This is a genomic window from Agromyces molybdatiresistens (assembly GCF_052748445.2).
Genome location: NZ_CM188258.1, coordinates 3814407 through 3831649, shown reverse-complemented (window position 1 = coordinate 3831649; position 17243 = coordinate 3814407). Strand labels below are relative to the sequence as shown.

At 71.1% G+C, this 17243-nt stretch carries 16 protein-coding genes; 12 read left to right on the top strand and 4 right to left on the bottom strand.

The genetic code is table 11. The features are described from left to right. Window positions 1–340: 340 nt before the first annotated feature. The 3 genes from ACULK2_RS17770 to ACULK2_RS17760 all read left to right on the top strand — a co-directional run bounded on the left by ACULK2_RS17770 (window position 341) and on the right by ACULK2_RS17760 (window position 3908). A complete protein-coding gene (locus ACULK2_RS17770; protein WP_445967819.1) occupies window positions 341–1897 on the top strand; it encodes a quaternary amine ABC transporter ATP-binding protein in 1557 nt (518 codons plus the stop codon). Next, window positions 1894–2841: an ABC transporter permease gene (locus ACULK2_RS17765; protein WP_445967820.1), complete on the top strand. Its 948-nt coding sequence runs from the start codon at window positions 1894–1896 to the stop codon at window positions 2839–2841. Before ACULK2_RS17770 ends, ACULK2_RS17765 begins: the two co-directional genes overlap by 4 nt. Before the next feature lie 173 nt (window positions 2842–3014). Continuing rightward, window positions 3015–3908: a glycine betaine ABC transporter substrate-binding protein gene (locus tag ACULK2_RS17760; RefSeq protein WP_445967821.1), complete on the top strand. Its 894-nt coding sequence runs from the start codon at window positions 3015–3017 to the stop codon at window positions 3906–3908. Window positions 3909–4058: 150 nt separating this feature from the next. Here the strand turns inward: ACULK2_RS17760 and ACULK2_RS17755 are convergent, their stop codons facing one another. Next, the gene (locus ACULK2_RS17755; protein ID WP_445967822.1) at window positions 4059–5270 is read right to left on the bottom strand and encodes an AI-2E family transporter; all 1212 of its coding nucleotides are present in this window, start codon (window positions 5268–5270) and stop codon (window positions 4059–4061) included. A 296-nt stretch (window positions 5271–5566) separates the two neighbouring features. On the opposite strand from ACULK2_RS17755, the gene ACULK2_RS17750 reads away from it, so the two are divergent. Continuing rightward, window positions 5567–5887 carry a carboxymuconolactone decarboxylase family protein gene (locus ACULK2_RS17750; RefSeq protein WP_445967823.1) on the top strand — a complete coding sequence of 107 codons (321 nt, stop codon included), beginning with the start codon at window positions 5567–5569 and terminating at the stop codon, window positions 5885–5887. Between the two features lie 18 nt (window positions 5888–5905). Here ACULK2_RS17750 and ACULK2_RS17745 read toward each other — a convergent pair whose 3' ends face one another. After that, entirely contained in the window at window positions 5906–8143 is a 2238-nt protein-coding gene (locus ACULK2_RS17745) for a winged helix-turn-helix domain-containing protein (protein WP_445967824.1), read from the bottom strand. A 98-nt stretch (window positions 8144–8241) separates the two neighbouring features. Next, window positions 8242–8649, bottom strand: coding sequence for a DUF7144 family membrane protein (locus ACULK2_RS17740; RefSeq protein WP_445967825.1), 408 nt, complete (start codon window positions 8647–8649; stop codon window positions 8242–8244). A gap of 268 nt (window positions 8650–8917) precedes the next feature. Between ACULK2_RS17740 and gad the strand changes: the two genes are divergently transcribed. The 7 genes from gad to ACULK2_RS17705 all read left to right on the top strand — a co-directional run bounded on the left by gad (window position 8918) and on the right by ACULK2_RS17705 (window position 14607). After that, window positions 8918–10285, top strand: a complete 1368-nt coding sequence (gene gad / locus ACULK2_RS17735) for a glutamate decarboxylase (RefSeq protein WP_445967826.1) — start codon at window positions 8918–8920, stop codon at window positions 10283–10285. A gap of 4 nt (window positions 10286–10289) precedes the next feature. Then, window positions 10290–10925 carry a hypothetical protein gene (locus ACULK2_RS17730; RefSeq protein WP_445967827.1) on the top strand — a complete coding sequence of 212 codons (636 nt, stop codon included), beginning with the start codon at window positions 10290–10292 and terminating at the stop codon, window positions 10923–10925. A 215-nt stretch (window positions 10926–11140) separates the two neighbouring features. Continuing rightward, entirely contained in the window at window positions 11141–11377 is a 237-nt protein-coding gene (gene rpmB / locus ACULK2_RS17725) for a 50S ribosomal protein L28 (protein ID WP_056727420.1), read from the top strand. Further along, window positions 11377–11544 carry a 50S ribosomal protein L33 gene (rpmG, locus tag ACULK2_RS17720; RefSeq protein ID WP_021760158.1) on the top strand — a complete coding sequence of 56 codons (168 nt, stop codon included), beginning with the start codon at window positions 11377–11379 and terminating at the stop codon, window positions 11542–11544. The genes rpmB and rpmG overlap by 1 nt, the downstream gene beginning before the upstream one ends. A 3-nt stretch (window positions 11545–11547) precedes the next feature. Continuing rightward, a complete protein-coding gene (gene rpsN / locus ACULK2_RS17715; protein ID WP_234660293.1) occupies window positions 11548–11853 on the top strand; it encodes a 30S ribosomal protein S14 in 306 nt (101 codons plus the stop codon). Window positions 11854–12151: 298 nt separating this feature from the next. Further along, on the top strand, window positions 12152–12439 hold the full coding sequence (locus ACULK2_RS17710) for an HU family DNA-binding protein (protein ID WP_129233735.1): 288 nt from the start codon (window positions 12152–12154) through the stop codon (window positions 12437–12439). Between the two features lie 164 nt (window positions 12440–12603). Then, window positions 12604–14607: a bifunctional copper resistance protein CopD/cytochrome c oxidase assembly protein gene (locus tag ACULK2_RS17705; RefSeq protein WP_445967828.1), complete on the top strand. Its 2004-nt coding sequence runs from the start codon at window positions 12604–12606 to the stop codon at window positions 14605–14607. A 69-nt stretch (window positions 14608–14676) separates the two neighbouring features. Here the strand turns inward: ACULK2_RS17705 and ACULK2_RS17700 are convergent, their stop codons facing one another. Then, the gene (locus tag ACULK2_RS17700) at window positions 14677–15726 is read right to left on the bottom strand and encodes a hypothetical protein (RefSeq protein WP_445967829.1); all 1050 of its coding nucleotides are present in this window, start codon (window positions 15724–15726) and stop codon (window positions 14677–14679) included. A gap of 197 nt (window positions 15727–15923) precedes the next feature. Here ACULK2_RS17700 and ACULK2_RS17695 point away from each other — a divergent pair, with 197 nt between their 5' ends. Beyond that, a complete protein-coding gene (locus ACULK2_RS17695) occupies window positions 15924–17240 on the top strand; it encodes an ATP-dependent DNA helicase (RefSeq protein ID WP_445967830.1) in 1317 nt (438 codons plus the stop codon). The last annotated feature ends 3 nt before the right edge of the window (window positions 17241–17243 follow it).

Genomic DNA, 17243 nt, shown 5'->3' with positions numbered 1-17243 from the left:
ACTCCCGGTCAGCGGAGAATCGTCGCGCCCGGTTTGAGAACCGTGCGGAGACGGGGCTACGGTTGACGACGGTCCATGTGGACCAGACCGCCCAGTCCGCGCCCCCGGTCGCCCGGCACTCGCCCGAGTGCCCACCGGGGTCGTACGGTTCCCCGCGTGGTGTTCGGCCCGGATGGCCGGACGCGCTGGATTCGGCGCTCGCCCGGCGTGCAGCAACGCCGCGGCTCGAGCCCGTCTCCCGGATCGCCGGGATCCCGGCCGTGACCCTGAGCACGCTCCTGCCCTCCGGCCGAGCACCATGGCCGGCGACCGACGAGCGCGCCTCGGAGTGCCCGCACACATGCCCGAATCGTCCGTTTCCGAGACGGACGGCGCCGCGACCCCTGATGTCGCCTCGCCGCCCGGCACGACCCCCGAACCCCACGCAACCCGATCCGACGCCGCGGTGCCCGACGCCGCGGCCGACCCCGCCACGGCGGCCGCTGCCGCGGCCGCCCGCCTCGCACCGCCCGCCCTCGAGGTCCGCGGCCTGACCCGCTTCTTCGGCCGCAAGCCCGCCGAAGCCCTGCAGCGACTCGCCGACGGCGCCACGCGCGACGACATCGCCCACCTCGGCACCGCCGCGGTCGTCGACGCCGGCTTCGACGTGCGGCGCGGTGAGATCTTCGTCGTCATGGGCCTCTCCGGTTCCGGCAAGTCGACGCTCATCCGCATGCTCAACGGCCTGCTCGAGCCCACCGCGGGCACCGTCACGGTCATGGGGGAGCGGATCACCGGCGTCTCGCCCAAGCGCCTGCGCGCCATCCGGCGCGACCACGTCTCGATGGTGTTCCAGCACTTCGCCCTCCTGCCGCACCGCACGGTGCTCGACAACGCCGCCTACGGCCTGGAGATCCAGGGCGTTCCCGCCGGGGAGCGCCGCGAGCGCGCCTCACGCGTGCTCGAGCGGGTCGGGCTCGGCGGCTGGGGCGACCGGATGCCCGCCGAGCTCTCGGGCGGCATGCAGCAGCGCGTCGGGCTCGCCCGCGCGCTCGCCGCGGACACCGACATCCTGCTCATGGACGAAGCGTTCTCGGCCCTCGACCCGTTGATCCGTCGCGAGATGCAGGAGCAGCTCGTCGAGCTGCAGCAGGAGCTCGGCAAGACCATCGTCTTCATCACGCACGACCTCAACGAGGCCATGTTCCTCGGGGACCGCATCGCCGTGATGCGCGACGGGCGCATCGTGCAGCTCGGCACCGCGGAGGAGATCCTCACCGACCCCGCCGACGACTACGTGGCGCAGTTCGTGCAGGACGTGGACCGCGCCCGCGTGCTCACCGCAGGCAACGTCATGGAGGCGCCGCGAGCGATCGTCTCGTCGAGTGCCGGACCGCGCGCCGCCCTCCGCGCGATGCGCGACCTGCAGACCTCGACCGTGTTCGTCGTCGCGCCCGGCCGGCGCCTGCTCGGCGTCGCGCACGATCGCGAGGTGCTCCGCCTCGTGCAGCGCGGCGAGCGCAGCCTCGACTCGGCGATCCGCGACGACATCGCGACCGTCGGCCCCGACGAGCACCTCGCCGAGCTGCTCGGCAGCTCGGTCGAGCAGGAGCTCCCGCTCGCCGTCGTCGACGAGCGCCACCGGCTGCTCGGCGCGGTGCCGCGGGTGACCCTGCTCGCGGCGCTCGGCAACATCGCACCGTCGACCGGCGAGATCGCGGTCGTCGACCCGCCGGCGACCGTGCCCGTCGAGGTGATCACGGCGACGCTGCACGGCACCGAACCGGGCGAGCCGGAGCGCGCCGAACCGGAGAGCGACCCGTCGGCCGAGCCCGGCACGTCGGAGCGCATCGAGCCGGCCGAGCCCGGGAGCGTCGCCGACCACCGCGCCGTCGCGACCGAGGGGAGCCGCGCATGAACGAGGTCCGACTCCCCCTCGGAGACGTCGCCGAGGCCGTCATCGACGTGCTCACCGAGGCGCTCGGCGCCCTGTTCGACGTCATCCGCGCGATCTTCGCCGGGTTCTACGACCTCGTCGACGTCATCCTGTCGACCCCGCCGTTCTGGGCGGTGATCCTCGTGATCGCCGCGATCGCCTGGTTCGCGAAGGGCTGGAGGCTCGCCCTGGGCACGCTCCTCGGCCTCCTCGTGATCGTGGGCGTCGGCCAGTGGGAGAACGCGATGGACACCCTCGCGCTCGTGCTCGTCTCGAGCGCGATCGCCGTGGTGATCGCGATCCCGCTGGGGATCCTCGCCGCCCGGAACGACGTGGCGAGCCGCGTCATCCGGCCGATCCTCGACTTCATGCAGACGATGCCGGCCTTCGTCTACCTGATCCCGGCCCTCATCCTGTTCCGGGTCGGCGTGGTGCCCGGCATCGTCGCGACCATCGTGTTCGCGATGGCGCCGGGCGTGCGGCTCACCGAGCTCGGCATCCGCGGCGTCGATCGCGAGGTCGTCGAGGCCGGGTACGCCTTCGGCTCGTCGCCGTCGCGCATCCTGCGGCAGATCCAGCTGCCGCTCGCGATGCCGTCGATCATGGCGGGCGTCAACCAGGTGATCATGCTCTCGCTCTCCATGGTCGTCATCGCCGGGATGGTCGGCGCGGGCGGGCTCGGCGGTGACGTCGTGCAGTCGCTCACGCGGATCGACGTCGGCCTCGGCTTCGAGGCGGGCCTGTCGGTCGTGATCCTCGCGATCGTGCTCGACCGCATCACCGGCGCGTTCGGGAGCGGTCGCACCAAGCGCGCCTTCCGATCGAAGCGGGCGGATGCCTCGAACGCGACCGACCTCGCGGAGACCGACGACTCCGGCATGGCACTGAAGCACTCCGCCGTGAAGTCGCCCGTCGGCTCCAAGTAACCAGAACATCCGGTCACCCCGTATCCGCCTCGAGCGGGACGGCGGTGCCCGGCATGCCCGGCCCCCGTTCGCCCATCCGGCAAGCGAGCGGCCGGGACCCCCGCGCGGACCCGCGCGCGGAGACATCCCCGACACCCGTGCCACAGCACACGGGAGGAAAGGAACACCCTGCAATGACCAAGCATCACCTGATCCCCGCGCTCGCCCTCGGCGGCGCCGCGGCCCTCGTGCTCTCCGGCTGCGCCTCCGGCGCCGAGGCCGAGACCCTCGACAACGGCGACCGCGCGGACCTCACGATCGCCGTGTTCAACGGCTGGGACGAGGGCATCGCCGCGAGCGAGCTCTGGAAGGCCGTGCTCGAGGAGCAGGGCTACGACGTCGAGCTCGAGTACGCCGACGTCGCGCCCGTCTACCAGGGCCTGAGCGACGACGACTACGACGTCGTGCTCGACACCTGGCTCCCCATCACCCACCAGGACTACATCGACGAGTACGGCGACGAGCTCGTCGACCTCGGCGCCTGGAACGAGGACGCCAAGCTCACGATCGCGGTGAACGAGGACGCCCCGGTCGACTCGCTCGCCGACCTCGCCGCGAACGCCGACGCCTTCGGCAACCGCCTCGTCGGCATCGAGCCGGGCTCGGGCCTCAACCGCGTCACGACCGAGAGCGTCATCCCGACCTACGGCCTCGACGGCATGGAGTACCTCACCTCGTCGACCCCGGCGATGCTCGCCGAGCTCACCGCCGCGACCGACGCGGGCGAGAACATCGCCGTCACGCTCTGGCGTCCGCACTGGGCGTACGACGCGTTCCCGATCAAGGACCTCGAGGACCCCGAGGGCACGCTCGGCGACGCCGAGGGCATCCACTCGTTCGGCGGCAGGAGCTTCGAGGAGAACTTCCCGACGCTCTCCGGCTGGCTGAAGGACTTCCGGATGGACACCGAGCTCCTCTCCTCGCTCGAGAACGCCATGTTCAACGAGAACGACACCGACGACTACGGCCCCATCGTGGAGCAGTGGATCGCCGACAACCAGGAGTACGTCGACTCCCTGACCTCCTGAGGTCGACCGACCCCCTGAGGTCGACTCGCGCCGTGACGGCGCGATGAGCCGAGGAGCGGATGCCGCGGGCGCACGTCGTGCCCGCGGCATCCGCTCTTCTCGTTCCGGACCGTCGCCCCGCCCCGCCCGGGCTCGGCGAGGCGACCGCGCTCAGGGGTGGTCGGCTGCGCCCGCGCCCCGGGTGCGCTCGGCGCGCCGGGCAGCGCGAGCCGCCTTGAGCTCCGCGTCGGTCGCCGCCATGGAGTCCTTGGCATCGTCGAGGTCGCCGAGCAGTGGCCGCATCCAGGCCATGGAGGGATTCGTGTCGACCAGGAGCACGCGCACCAGGAGCGTGAGCGGGATGGCGAGGATGGCGCCCACCGGCCCGATGACGAGCGCCCAGAACAGCACCGAGAAGAAGGTGATGCCCTGGCTCAGGGCGACCGCGTTGCCGACCACGCGAGGCTGGACCACGGACTGCACGCCGGCGTTCACGATGCCGTAGACCACGATGACCGCGATCACGGTCGGCCACCCGCCGACCAGGCCGCCGAAGATGAGCGGGGGCACGATGGCGATGAAGTACCCGATGTTGGGGATGAAGCTGCAGAGGAACGACAGGAGCCCCCAGATGAAGGCCCCGGGGACGCCGAGCAGCACGAGCGCGAGCCAGTTGAGGAAGCCCTGGACCAGTCCGAGCAGGGTCGTGACGACCATGTACCGGCGCACGTTCGACGCGTAGGCGGACAGGGCCGTCACCACGAGCGGACGGTGCGGCCGAAGCTGCCTGAGCAGCGTGGGAAGGAAGGCGCCGTCCATCGCGAGCAGCAGCAGCATCGTGAAGATGATGACGAGCAGGCTGACCCAGCCCGTCAGGCCGCCGATCAGGCCGCCGACGAACCCGACGAGCACCGAGGGGTCGAAATCGGACCCGATCGCGGCGATCTGGTCGGCCGTGACGCCGATCGATGTCAGCCACGACGCGACGTCGCCGAGCCACTCCTCGATCTGCGGCTCGAACTGCGGGAGGAGCGCCGCGAACTGGCCGAACGCGACCAGCACCGCGTATCCGAACGTGAGCAGGAGCAGGATCACGGCCAGGATCACCGAGCCCGTGGCGAGACCGCGCGGAACGCCTCGGCGCTCGAGTGCGTCGCGCAGCGGGTGCACGCAGATCGTGAGCACGAGTGCGAAGAACACCGGCGCGAAGATCGGCGCGATCGAGGCGAGCCCGAAGGCCCCGAGCACCGCACCGCCGATGCCCATCAGGATGAACGCGTTGCGATGCTGCGGAACGGCCGCCGCCATCGCCTCGGCGACCTCGGGGCCTCCGTCGTCCGCGGGGGTCGTGGTGTCGGTCGTACGGCCGCGTCGCCACTTCATGACGGTGCCACCTCTTCGCCGCCTGCGTCATCGGTCATCGTGTCGTCCCCTTCCGCCATGACGGACCGTGCGGTCCGGCGGCGACGCCTTCCGTCGACGGCGGTGGGGAGACCCACCCGCGGTCCGCTGCCGTGGGGCACGATACGGTCGTCCGGCTCGCGCCCGCATCATTCGAATCGGGTGAATCGACGGTGCGGAACCAGATCACGCGTTTCGGGTGATGCGGACTGCCGATTCGAGGAATGGACTGGCGTCGAGCACTGGGAGTGCGCGGGACCCGGAGAGGGGTGCGTGTCGTGGACTATGCCGAACGATTGCGCCGATTCACGTTCAACGACGAACGGATCGACGCCGAACTCGCCGGCGCCGCGTCGCTCGACGAGAAGACCCTCGCCCTCGCCCGGATCGCCGCGCTCATCGCGATCGGCGGGGCGGAGCCCTCGTTCGGTGCCGAGGCGGATGCGGCGGTCGGGGCGGGAGCGACCCCGACGGAGATCGTCGACGTCCTGGCCGGAGTCGTGCCCGTCGTCGGGCTCGCCCGCGTCGTCGCCGCAGCGCCGAAGCTGGCGCTCGCGCTCGGCTGCGACATCGGCCTGGCCGCCGGCGACGACTACTGAGCGACCGCACTCGTCGGGTCAGGCTCCGAGCATGCCGAGCGCCACGGCCCTCGCGACGGCCTCGCTCCGCGTGGTGACCCGCAGCTTCCGGTAGATCGAGCCCACCTCCGAACTGACGGTGTTCCGGGAGATGAACAGCCGTCGTCCGATCTCGTTCAGCGTCAGATGCGTCTGCAGGTACGGCAGGAGCCTGAGCTCGGCCGGCGTGAGCGGCGTGCCACCGCCCGCGCCCGGGACCGAATCCGCGCGTCGCCGGAAGTCGGCGACCTCCTCCACGAGCCGCCCCATGCCGGGACGCACCGCCAGCACCTCGTCGATCTCGCGAAGGAGGTGCATCGCCGCTGTGCGCCTGCCGGCCTCGGTGTACGCCATCGCGAGCTGGAGCCGCACCTTGACCGCAAGGTAGGGCAGGACGTAGGTACAGCCGACCCGCGCCCGCATCGCGCGGGCGAGCAGGCGTTCCCCGCTCGACTCATCGCCGGCGTGGAGTGCGATGCGGGCGCCGACGGCCTGAGCGAGCGCCGCCGTCGGATAGCCGTCCATGTGGTGCGCCTCGATCGCGGCGAGCGCGACGGAGGAATGGCGCTCGGCCTCGTCCCACCGGCCGGCGTCGAGCTCGATCAGGGCCAGTTCGGGCGAGCTGAGGACGATCGAGTCCGCATTGCCCATCGCCGACGCCTGCTCGACGGCGTCGGCGAAGGCGCGCCGCGCGTCCTCCGGTCGCCCGGTGAGCAGCCGCGTCATCCCGGCGAGGTGCAGCGCCTGGTCGCGCCACGGGCTCCACGCCGGTTCGCTCGCGACGGCGAGCTCCGCGTCATCCGAGGCGCGCTCCGGCCCGTCGGCGAGCATGGCAGCGCGCAGCATGGCCCGCGCCGCCTCGAAATCCGGCTGGTTGTCCGCGGGAGCCGCACCGTGCGACGCCCGCTCGACGACGTTCGCCCACCGCTCGGCGTCGGCGGGCCGGCCCGTCAGGACCGCCTCCCACGCAGCGAGCACCGCCAACGGCGGATAGGTCGAGACGGCGTCATCGCCGAGCTCGGTGAGCCAGCGGTTCACGACCGTGACCTGTCCCGCCTGGTAGGTCGGCAGCGAGAGTTCGGCCACGAGGTGCACCGAACGCGATCGATCCCCGGCGGCCAGGAGATGCTCGATCGCCCGGGCGGGCACGCCGTGCTCCTCGTACCAGTCGGCGGCTCGACGATGCAGCGACTCCGCCGCTCCGCCCTCCGTGCGATCGAGCTCCGCGAGCAGGAACTCCCGGAAGAGCCCGTGGTAGCGGAACCAGCCGCGGCGGTGGTCGAGCGGCACGAGGAAGATGCCCGTCGCCGCGAGTTCCCGCAGCGTCGCGTTCGAGTCGGACCGGTCGAGCACGGCGTCGCACAGGGCGCCGGACATCTGCTCGAGGATCGCCGTCCGGCGCAGGAACCGCTGGGATGTCGGAGGAAGGCGCCGCAGGCATTCCCGGTAGAGGTAGTCGGCGACGAACCGGTCGTCGCCCGCGATCGAGGTGGCTTCGCCGCCGTCGCGCGCGATCATCGCCGCGAGGACGAGTCCGACCGGCCATCCCTCGCTGCGCTGCACGAGCGCGTCGAGCTCGTCGTCCGAGCGCTCGACGCCGACCGTACGGAAGATCACCCGCGCGGCCGCGACATCCGCCCGCAGGTCGGAGGCGCCGATCTCCCAGGTCAGGCCCTCCGCCCGGCGGCGCGCCAGGTGCGCCTGCTCGTGCCGGCCCGCGAGCACGACCTGCGAGCCGGCCGGCACCCCGGCGAGCGCCACCTCGAGCACGTCCTGGCAGGCCGCGGAGTCGACCTCGTGGAGATCGTCGATGAGGATCACGAACGGGCGGGGCGCGTTCGACAGGGTCGAGGCGAGGAGCGGAGCCGAGCGCCCGAGCGGGCCGACGTTCATCCCGCCCATCTCCGAGGCGAGCGGGCCCGACTCGGGGAAGGTCCGGGCGAAGGCCGTCGCCACGAGTGCGAGCACGGCGGCGGGGTCGTCGTCGAACCGGTCGAGGGCCACGCAGGCGACGGGCCGTTCCTCGGTCGCGGCCCATTCCGCGAGCAGGGTGGTCTTGCCGTATCCGGCCGGGGCGGTGACGCCGACGATCCTCGCCTGGCTCGTGCGCGCTCGATCGATCAGCGCGCGCCGGCTCGCGAACTCCGCCGGCAGCCGCGGCGTGTTGAGCTTCGTGTCGAGTAGGACGCGGTCCAGCTCGAGCGCGGGGGTCGTGCCCCCCCGTGTGTCCCCGACCACGGTCGCATCCTATGGGCGGCCCGGGTGAGGCTCAAGGACGGTCGACCTGCCGGGTCCCGCCCCGACGGGCGGGACCCGGCTCCAGCGCGATCGTGCGACTATCCGCGGGCCATCTTCAGTTCCCGCCCGTGCACCGTGAGGGCGTAGATCACGAGGATGTCGAGCACGATGATCGTGAGCGACCACCACGGCTGCACGGGCAGCAGGAACAGCTGGCTCACGGCGTTCAGGATGACGAGGATGATGGCGACCACGCGCGCCCAGGTGGCGCCGGCGAACAGGGCCAGCGCGACGAGGATGAGCGCGGCGCCCGTGATCAGGTGCCACCATCCCCATCCCGCGACGTCGAAGAGGAAGAGGCTCCCCTCACCGGTGACGAAGTACGCGCTGTCCGGTCCGATCACCGCCATCAACCCGTAGATGACGTCGAAGATGCCGGCGGTGAGCAGCACGATGCCCGCGAACCAGCCCCATCCGACCCATCCGGTCGTCTCGGTCTCACTCATCTCGAACCTCTCTTCAGGTGGTGTCGGGTGCCGCCCACCTCGCGGTGGGCTCCGACGGAACGCTGCCGAAGCTACCGCCCGGACGGAGGGCCGGGCATCACCCAGGTCGCGTGAAACGCCGCGCGAGCAGACCTCACCCAGAACAGGTGACGCGCCGGATGCGGGTCCGGCGTACCCTCGGCTCCGGAGGGGGTGTCCGGCGCGTGTCGCATCACCCTTCGGGGGCCGCGGCAGCGAAGCCGGAATCCGACGAATCGCAGGGGGAGCAATGCGCCACGACGACGAACTGATGCCGACGTTCACGCGAGCGGGAGAGGCGACGACCGCGAGGTACACGCGGATCCCCGAGGGCGAGATGCTGCCCGAGACCGCCTACCGCATCATCCACGACGAGTCGATGCTCGACGGCAACGCCCGCCTGAACCTGGCGACGTTCGTGACGACGTGGATGGACGAGCACGGCGATCGGCTGTACCACGACGCGTTCGACAAGAACATGATCGACAAGGACGAGTACCCCGCGACCGCCGCGATCGAGGAGTACTGCTGGCGGATCCTCGCCGACCTGTGGAACGCCCCCGACCCGGACGACGCGATCGGCACGTCCACGATCGGCTCGTCGGAAGCCTGCATGCTCGGCGGCCTGGCGCTCAAGCGCCGATGGCAGCACGCGAGGCGCGCGGCCGGCAAGTCGACCGAGACGCCGAACCTCATCATGTCGAGCGCCGTGCAGGTGTGCTGGGAGAAGTTCTGCAACTTCTTCGACATCGAGATGCGCTTCATCCCGACGAGCGACGAGCACCCGCTGATGGACGGCACCGGCCTCGAGGACGTGGTCGACGAGAACACCATCGGCGTCGTCGTGATCATGGGCGTCACCTACACGGGCTCGTACGAGCCGGTGACGAAGGTCGCCGCGAAGCTCGACGAGATCCAGGCGGCGACCGGCCTCGACATCCCCATCCACGTCGACGGGGCGTCCGGGGCGATGGTCGCGCCGTTCCTGCAGCCCGACCTCGAGTGGGACTTCCGGGTCGAGCGGGTGCAGTCGATCAACACCTCCGGGCACAAGTACGGACTGGTCTACCCGGGTGTGGGCTGGGTCGTGTGGCGCAACACGGCCGCGCTGCCGGAGGACCTCGTGTTCCGGGTGAGCTACCTCGGCGGCTCGATGCCGACCTTCGCGATCAACTTCTCGCGGCCCGGCGCGCAGGTGCTGCTGCAGTACTACCGGTTCCTGCGGCTCGGCCGCGCCGGCTACGCCGCGATCCAGCAGGCCTCGCAGGACGTCGCCCTGTTCCTCTCGGGGGAGATCGCCTCGCTCGACGCCTACGAGCTGCTCACCGACGGCAGCGACATCCCGGTGTTCGCCTGGCGCCAGGTGCCGGGACGGACCGACAAGTGGACCCTGTACCACCTGGCCGAGCGGCTCCGGATCAAGGGATGGCTCGTGCCGGCCTATCCGCTCTCCGGCGACCAGTCCGGCCAGACCGTGATGCGGATCGTGTGCCGCAACGGGCTCAGCAAGGACCTCGCCGAGGACCTGCTCCGCGACATCCGCGAGGAGACCGAGTTCCTCGACGGGCTCGAGGGGCCGATGCCGCACGAGGGCCTCGTCCAGACGTTCCACCACTGAACCGGTGACGGAGGACACCGGAACGAGCCGACGGCTCCGACGCGAGGCGTGGGGCTTCGCGGTCGGCTCGCTGTGCTTCTTCGTGGCCGCCTTCCCCTTCTACGCCGAATGGCTCGGCCCGGTGGGGGTCAACGTCACGTTCGTCGTCGGATCGGTGTTCTTCACGCTCGCCGCCTTCATCCAGTTGAGCCTCAGCGGCCGGCACGTCCCGCGGAAGGGCACGAACGTCGCGGACCGATGGGACTGGTGGGCGGCCGCCGTGCAGTTCGCCGGCACGCTCCTCTTCAATCTCAGCACGGGCCTCGCGCTCGCCGCCGCGATCGCGGACCCCGACTACGTGGGCGCGGGCTGGAGGCCGGACGCGTGGGGCTCGCTCGCCTTCCTGGCCGCGAGCTCGTTCGCGATCGTCGCCACCGGGCGCCGCGGTGAGCTCTGGGACACCGACGCCCGGACGTGGCACGGCACATGGCTGAACATGCTCGGCTCGGTGTTCTTCGCGCTCTCCGCGATCGGCGCGTACGTCCTCCCCGAGACCGGGACCCTCGTCAGCCTGCTCTGGGCGAACCTCGGGACGATGCTCGGCGCCCTCTGCTTCCTCGTCGCGGCGCTGCTGTCGCGGCGGTCGATCCCGAAGGGCTGAGCGGGCGGATGGCGCGTGCCGCGCGCCGCCCGCGGCATCCGCCCGAATTCGGCCGCCATCAGCCGGTCTGCTAGACTCGACGTTTGGCTGGGCGCTTCCACCGCCCGGACCGTGGACGAATCCCCTGTATCTCCCGCTCGCGCGGAGGGGATCCGCCTGCAGACAAGTGACCTTGGGAGGGGCCGTCCGGCCCCTCGGTATTGGAGGAAAGACCAATGGCAGCAGTGTGCCAGGTGACCGGAGCCGTCCCCGGCTTCGGCCACAACATCTCGCACTCGCACCGCCGGACGAAGCGCCGCTTCGACCCGAACGTGCAGAAGAAGACCTACTACGTGCCGTCGCTCCGTCGTAACGTCACCCTGAACGTGTCCGCAAAGGGCATCAAGGTGATCGACGCCCGCGGCATCGAGGCCGTCATCAAGGACATCCAGGCTCGTGGGGTGAAGCTCTGATGGCGAAGCAGCAGGACATCCGTCCCATCATCAAGCTCCGTTCGACGGCCGGCACCGGGTACACCTACGTGACCCGCAAGAACCGTCGCAACAACCCCGACCGTCTCGTGCTCAAGAAGTACGACCCCGTGGTGCGCAAGCACGTCGACTTCCGAGAGGAGCGCTAGGACATGGCCAAGAAGAGCAAGATCGCGCGCAACGAGCAGCGCAAGGTGGTCGTCGACCGCTACGCCGCGAAGCGCGCCGAGCTGAAGAAGACCCTCGTCGACCCGAACGCGACCGACGACGCCCGTGAGGCCGCCCGCGTCGGCCTGCAGAAGCTGCCGCGCAACGCCTCGCCGGTGCGCGTCCGCTCGCGTGACGCCATCGACGGCCGCCCCCGCGGCGTGCTCACGAAGTTCGGCGTCTCGCGCGTCCGCTTCCGTGACATGGCGCACCGCGGCGAGCTGCCCGGCATCACCAAGTCGAGCTGGTAAGCACCGCTTCCCGAGAGGGGCGTCCCGGATCATCCGGGACGCCCCTCTCGTCGTCTGCGATGGGTTCCGCCGACGGTCCGCGCCGACGGGCCGCATCATCGACGGTTGCCGCGGCATCCGTCAAGCCCCCTGCGAACCGGCTCCGAACCGCCGCCGGAGGCCCGGAAATCCGCGTGTTTCCGCGGGACTCTGCTACATTCGAGGCGGCCTGAACGGCTACGGGGGCGATCGACACGATCCGTTCCCGTGTTTCCACACGACAGCTGTATCAACAGCGAAGGTCCGAGGAGGACATTCAATGGCTGACAAGTCGCTCAACAAGTCGGAGCTCGTTGCCAAGATCGCCGCGTCGACGGGACAGAGCCAGACGGCCGTCGACGCCGTGCTCAACGGCTTCTTCGACACCCTCGCCGAGTCGGTCGGCTCGGGCACCAAGGTGTCGATCCCGGGCTGGCTCGCCGTCGAGCGCACCCACCGCGCCGCCCGCACGGGCCGCAACCCGCAGACCGGCGAGACCATCCAGATCGCCGCCGGCAACTCGGTCAAGGTCACCGCGGGCTCGAAGCTCAAGGCCGCCGCGAAGTAACCCGCGCGCGTCCGCAGACGCACTCCGCGACTCCCGAAGGGGCGCCCGGTCGGTCCGGTGCGCCCCTTCGTCGGCGCACGAGGTCAGTCGCGGAGGGTTTCGCCGGAATCGGCGGACCCGGGGTCCGCGACCGCGCTCCCAGCCGGCTCGCCTAGGCTCGTACGGTGATCCGTTCCGCCCGCGTGCTGGGCCCCGCCGCACTCGTCGCCGTCGCGCTCGCCGTGACCGTCGTCGCGCTGTCCTACGGCGGCGGTGCGGAGCCGTACCCCATCCAGGATCCGGGGCCCGTGGCCCGGTGGGGCGTGCCGGTCGCGAAGCTCTTCGTGAACCTCGGCGCCGCCGGCATGATCGGCGCGCTCGTGCTCGCCGTGTGGGCGCTGAGTCCCAAGCGCCGCGAATTCGATCTCGCGCTCGACGTGGCCGCGGCATCCGCGGCCGTGCTGACCGTCGCGAGCGCCGCCACCGGCGTGCTCACCTTCATGCTCGTCACCGGTGCCGAGTTCTCGCTCGGCGACCGCTTCGGCCAGCAGCTCGGCCAGTTCGCGACCTCGATCGAACTGGGCCAGGCGTGGCTCACCACGACGCTCATCGCGGCGGCCGTCACCGTGCTGTGCTTCGCGGTCCGCAACCACACCGCGCTCGTGTTCGTCGCCGTGCTCGCGGTCGTCGCCCTCGTGCCGATGGCGCAGCAGGGGCACGCGGCCGGCGCATCCGGGCACGACGAGGCGATCACGGCGCTCGGCCTGCACCTCGTGTTCGCGGCCGCGTGGCTCGGCGGCCTCCTCACCATCGTGCTGCTGAAGCCCGCCCTCGACGGCGAGCGACTGGGGGTCGTGCTCTCGCGCTACTCCACGGTCGCGCTCATCGCGTTCATCGTCGTGGCGGTCTCCGGCTACGCGAGCGCCGCGCTCCGCATCGGCACCTGGGACCAGCTCGCGACGCAGTACGGCGTGCTCGTCGTCGCGAAGGTCGCCGCGCTCATCGCGCTCGGCCTGTTCGGCGCCGCGCAGCGGCGCGTCATGATCGGGCGGATGCTGCGTGCGGACGCGACGGCCTCCACCCGCGGCTCCGCCGGCTCGTCGGCGAACCGGACGTTCTGGATGCTCGTCGTGATCGAGCTCGCGTTCATGGGGATCGCCTCGGGCGTGGCCGCCGCGCTCGCGCGCACCGCGACGCCGGTGGGCGAGGACGTCTCGGGCGGTCTCGCCCGCACTCCCGCCGAGATCCTCACGGGCGACCCGCTGCCGCCCGTGCCCGACGGGCTGCGGTACTTCACCGAGTGGAGCCCCGACCTGCTCTGGCTGATCGCCTGCGGCTTCGGCATCTTCTTCTACGTCGCGGGCGTCGTGCGCCTGCGCCGTCGCGGCGACCGCTGGCCGATCTACCGGACGGTGCTGTGGATCGCCGGACTGGCGCTCCTCGCCTGGGTCACGAGCGGCGGCGTGGCCGCCTACGAGCAGTACCTCTTCTCGGCGCACATGCTCGGGCACATGATGCTCACGATGGCGGTGCCGGTGCTGCTCGTGCCGGGCGCGCCCGTGACGCTCGCGGCACGGGCCATCCGACTCAGGAAGGACGGCAGCCGCGGCGGGCGGGAGTGGATCCTGCTCGGCGTGCACTCGAAGTTCGCGTCGATCATCGCGAACCCGATCGTCGCGGCCGTGCTGTTCGCCGGGTCGCTCTGGGTCTTCTACTACTCGCCGCTGTTCCGGTGGTCGATGGAGGACCACATCGGGCACGAGTGGATGATCGTGCACTTCCTCATCACGGGCTACCTGTTCGTGCAGTCGCTCATCGGCATCGACCCGGTGCCGTACCGCCTGCCGTACCCGTTCCGGCTGCTGCTGCTCCTCGGCACGATGGCGTTCCACGCCTTCTTCGGCCTCGCCATCATGATGGGCACGGGGCTGCTGCTCGCCGACTGGTACGGCGCGATGGGCTGGGGCACCGACGCGCTCGCCGACCAGCAGCTGGGCGGCGGAATCGCGTGGTCGATCGGCGAGATCCCGACCGTGGCGCTCGCGATCACGGTCGCGGTGCAGTGGTCGCGCACCGATGCCAAGGAGTCCAAGCGCCGCGACCGGCACGCCGACCGCACGGGCGACGCCGAGCTCGAGGAGTACAACGCGCGGCTCGCGGCGCTCGGCGAGCGCGACGGGGTGCGCTGACCCGCAGCGACCGGCCGCTCGGCGCGACCGGCCGCTCGGCGCGACCGGCCGCTCGGCGCGACCGGCCGTTCAGCGCAGCTGGATCGAGATCGACCCGTCGGGCCGCACGGTCGCATCGAGCGCGAGCGTGAACGACTCGTCCTGTTCGAGCGTCGAGAACGTCCCGTCGAAGAGCGACTGCACCTCGACCGAGATGTGGGCGAGGCCGGGCGTCGGCGGCATCTCGAACGTCGTCTCGCCGGGGACGAGCGTGACCACGGGCGACTCCAGGATGCTCCACGCCGGCTCGCCGACGACACGGTCGTCGATGACGACGCCGAACGGGCAGCCGGCCGGCTGGAGCACGGGCTGGCTCGCGCACTGGTCGATGAGGTACTCGTCGACCTTCGCCTGCACGCGCTCGACGAACGCCTCGGTCGGCAGCGCATCCACCGTGACGGCGGTCGTCGCGCCGGCCTCGGCGATGACCTGCACCGGCAGCGCCTCGAGGAGCGTGGACTGGTAGGTGAACTCGTACACGGCCGGAGCGATCGCGAGGTACGGGGCGGTCTGCCTGAATGCCGTCAGCTCGTCGCCGGTCTTGGTGGCGCGCGCGTCGAGCGTCAGCGTGCCGACCGTGAACAGCGGGCTCTGCGCCGCGGTGACGTCGATCACGGCGAGCGGGCTCGTCGCGAACTCCCACCGGTGCAGCACGCCGTAGAGCGGCTCGATGGGGCGGACATCGAACGCGGTCTGCACGATGGCCGTGTCGAGCCGGTAGCTCACCGTCACGGTGTGGTCGCCGTCGGCGTGGGCCTCGTCGGAGATGACGCGCACGTCCTCCGGGCCGGAATCGACGACGCTCGAGCGGAGCATCGCGGTCGAGATGTCGGCGGGAAGGCCTGCGCCGGCGAGGTCGCCCTCGTCGAGCCGGACGCCCGGCGTCGCCGCGGCGCCCACGATGTCGTCGCGCGCGATGGCGTCGAGGTAGCGCTCGACGAACGCGGGCGCCCCGTACAGGCTCTGGTTCAGGCCGCCGAGTGCGGCGAGGAAGGCCCCGAAGAGCACGACGGCGAGGCCTGTCCACCCGATGATCGCGACCGGCGACAGGCGTCCCTCACGTCGGCCCGAGCTCCCCACCCGGCAAGTCTAGACAGCGCCGTGTGACGGCCCGGTTTCTCCACAGCATCGATCGACGAATCGACGGATGCCTCGGCCGCGGGCCGGGCCGGAGGATCGCGGTCTACAGTGAAGACGCCCGTCCGCGGCATCCGCCCTCGAAGCGGGCCGCGCGAGACCCGCCGAACCCGTCGACACCGCGATACGAAGGCCCACCCGTGCAGCACGTGACCCTCACCGCCGAGCAGGAGGCGGTGTTCCGGGCGATCGAGCACACGCGCGAGCACGTGTTCGTGACCGGCCGCGCCGGCACGGGCAAGTCGACGCTGCTGAACCACCTGAACTGGAACACGTCGAAGCAGATCGTGATCTGCGCGCCGACGGGCGTCGCCGCGCTCAACGTCGGCGGGCAGACGATCCACTCGCTGTTCCGCCTGCCGATCGGCGTGATCGCCGACCACGAGATCGACCAGAACGACGCGGTCCGCAAGATCCTGAACGCGATGGACACGCTCGTCGTCGACGAGGTCTCGATGGTGAACGCCGACCTGATGGACGCGATGGACCGCTCGCTGCGGCAGGCGAGGCAGCGCCCGCACGAGCCGTTCGGCGGCGTGCAGGTCGTGCTGTTCGGCGACCCGTACCAGCTGGCGCCCGTGCCGGGGTCGGGCGACGAGCGCCGGTACTTCGCCGACACCTATCGCTCGATGTGGTTCTTCGACGCGAAGGTGTGGCAGGAGGCCGACCTGCGGATCTACGAGCTCGGCGAGATCCATCGGCAGCACGACGACGCCTTCAAGCACATGCTGAACGCCGTGCGCCACGGAATGGTCACCGCCGAGATCGCCGGAGTGCTGAACGACACGGGCGCGCGCCGCCCCCTGCCCGAACAGGGCGCGATCACGCTCGCCACGACGAACGAGACGGTCAACCGCATCAACCGCGCCGCCCTGCACCGGCTGCCCGGGCACTCGATCGCGAACGAGGCCGACGTGAACGGCGAGTTCGGCGGGCGAGGCTATCCGGCCGACGAACGGCTCGAGCTGAAGGTGGGCGCGCAGGTCATGTTCCTCCGCAACGACACCGCGGGGTGGGGCGAGGCGCCGCGCTGGGTGAACGGCACGATCGGCACGGTGACCTCGCTCGAGCGCGAGGTGCGCGTCGAGGTCGACGGCGAGGAGCACGAGGTCGAGCCCGCGACGTGGGAGAAGTACCGGTACTCATGGGATCCGGTCGCGAAGAAGCTCGCGCGCGACATCGTCGCCGAGTTCACGCAGTTCCCGTTGCGGCTGGCGTGGGCGGTCACGATCCACAAGTCGCAGGGCGCGAGCTACGACACCGCGATCGTCGACCTCGGCTCGCGCGTGTTCAGCCCCGGCCAGACCTACGTGGCGCTCTCGCGGCTGACGAGCCTCGAGGGGCTCTACCTGGCGCGCCCGCTCGTGCCGCGCGACATCATCGTCGACCGCGATGTCGAGCGGTTCATGTCGGGGGCGAGTCGCGACCTCGGCACGGCCGACGAACTGCCGGGCTGAGCC

Bases quoted from the DNA above. Each gene is read 5' to 3' on its own strand.
- ACULK2_RS17770 (WP_445967819.1), top strand. From the start codon at position 341: ATGCCCGAATCGTCCGTTTCCGAGACGGACGGCGCCGCGACCCCTGAT.
- ACULK2_RS17765 (WP_445967820.1), top strand. From the start codon at position 1,894: ATGAACGAGGTCCGACTCCCCCTCGGAGACGTCGCCGAGGCCGTCATC.
- ACULK2_RS17760 (WP_445967821.1), top strand. From the start codon at position 3,015: ATGACCAAGCATCACCTGATCCCCGCGCTCGCCCTCGGCGGCGCCGCG.
- ACULK2_RS17755 (WP_445967822.1), bottom strand. From the start codon at position 5,270: ATGAAGTGGCGACGCGGCCGTACGACCGACACCACGACCCCCGCGGAC.
- ACULK2_RS17740 (WP_445967825.1), bottom strand. From the start codon at position 8,649: ATGAGTGAGACCGAGACGACCGGATGGGTCGGATGGGGCTGGTTCGCG.
- gad (WP_445967826.1), top strand. From the start codon at position 8,918: ATGCGCCACGACGACGAACTGATGCCGACGTTCACGCGAGCGGGAGAG.
- rpmB (WP_056727420.1), top strand. From the start codon at position 11,141: ATGGCAGCAGTGTGCCAGGTGACCGGAGCCGTCCCCGGCTTCGGCCAC.
- rpmG (WP_021760158.1), top strand. From the start codon at position 11,377: ATGGCGAAGCAGCAGGACATCCGTCCCATCATCAAGCTCCGTTCGACG.
- rpsN (WP_234660293.1), top strand. From the start codon at position 11,548: ATGGCCAAGAAGAGCAAGATCGCGCGCAACGAGCAGCGCAAGGTGGTC.
- ACULK2_RS17710 (WP_129233735.1), top strand. From the start codon at position 12,152: ATGGCTGACAAGTCGCTCAACAAGTCGGAGCTCGTTGCCAAGATCGCC.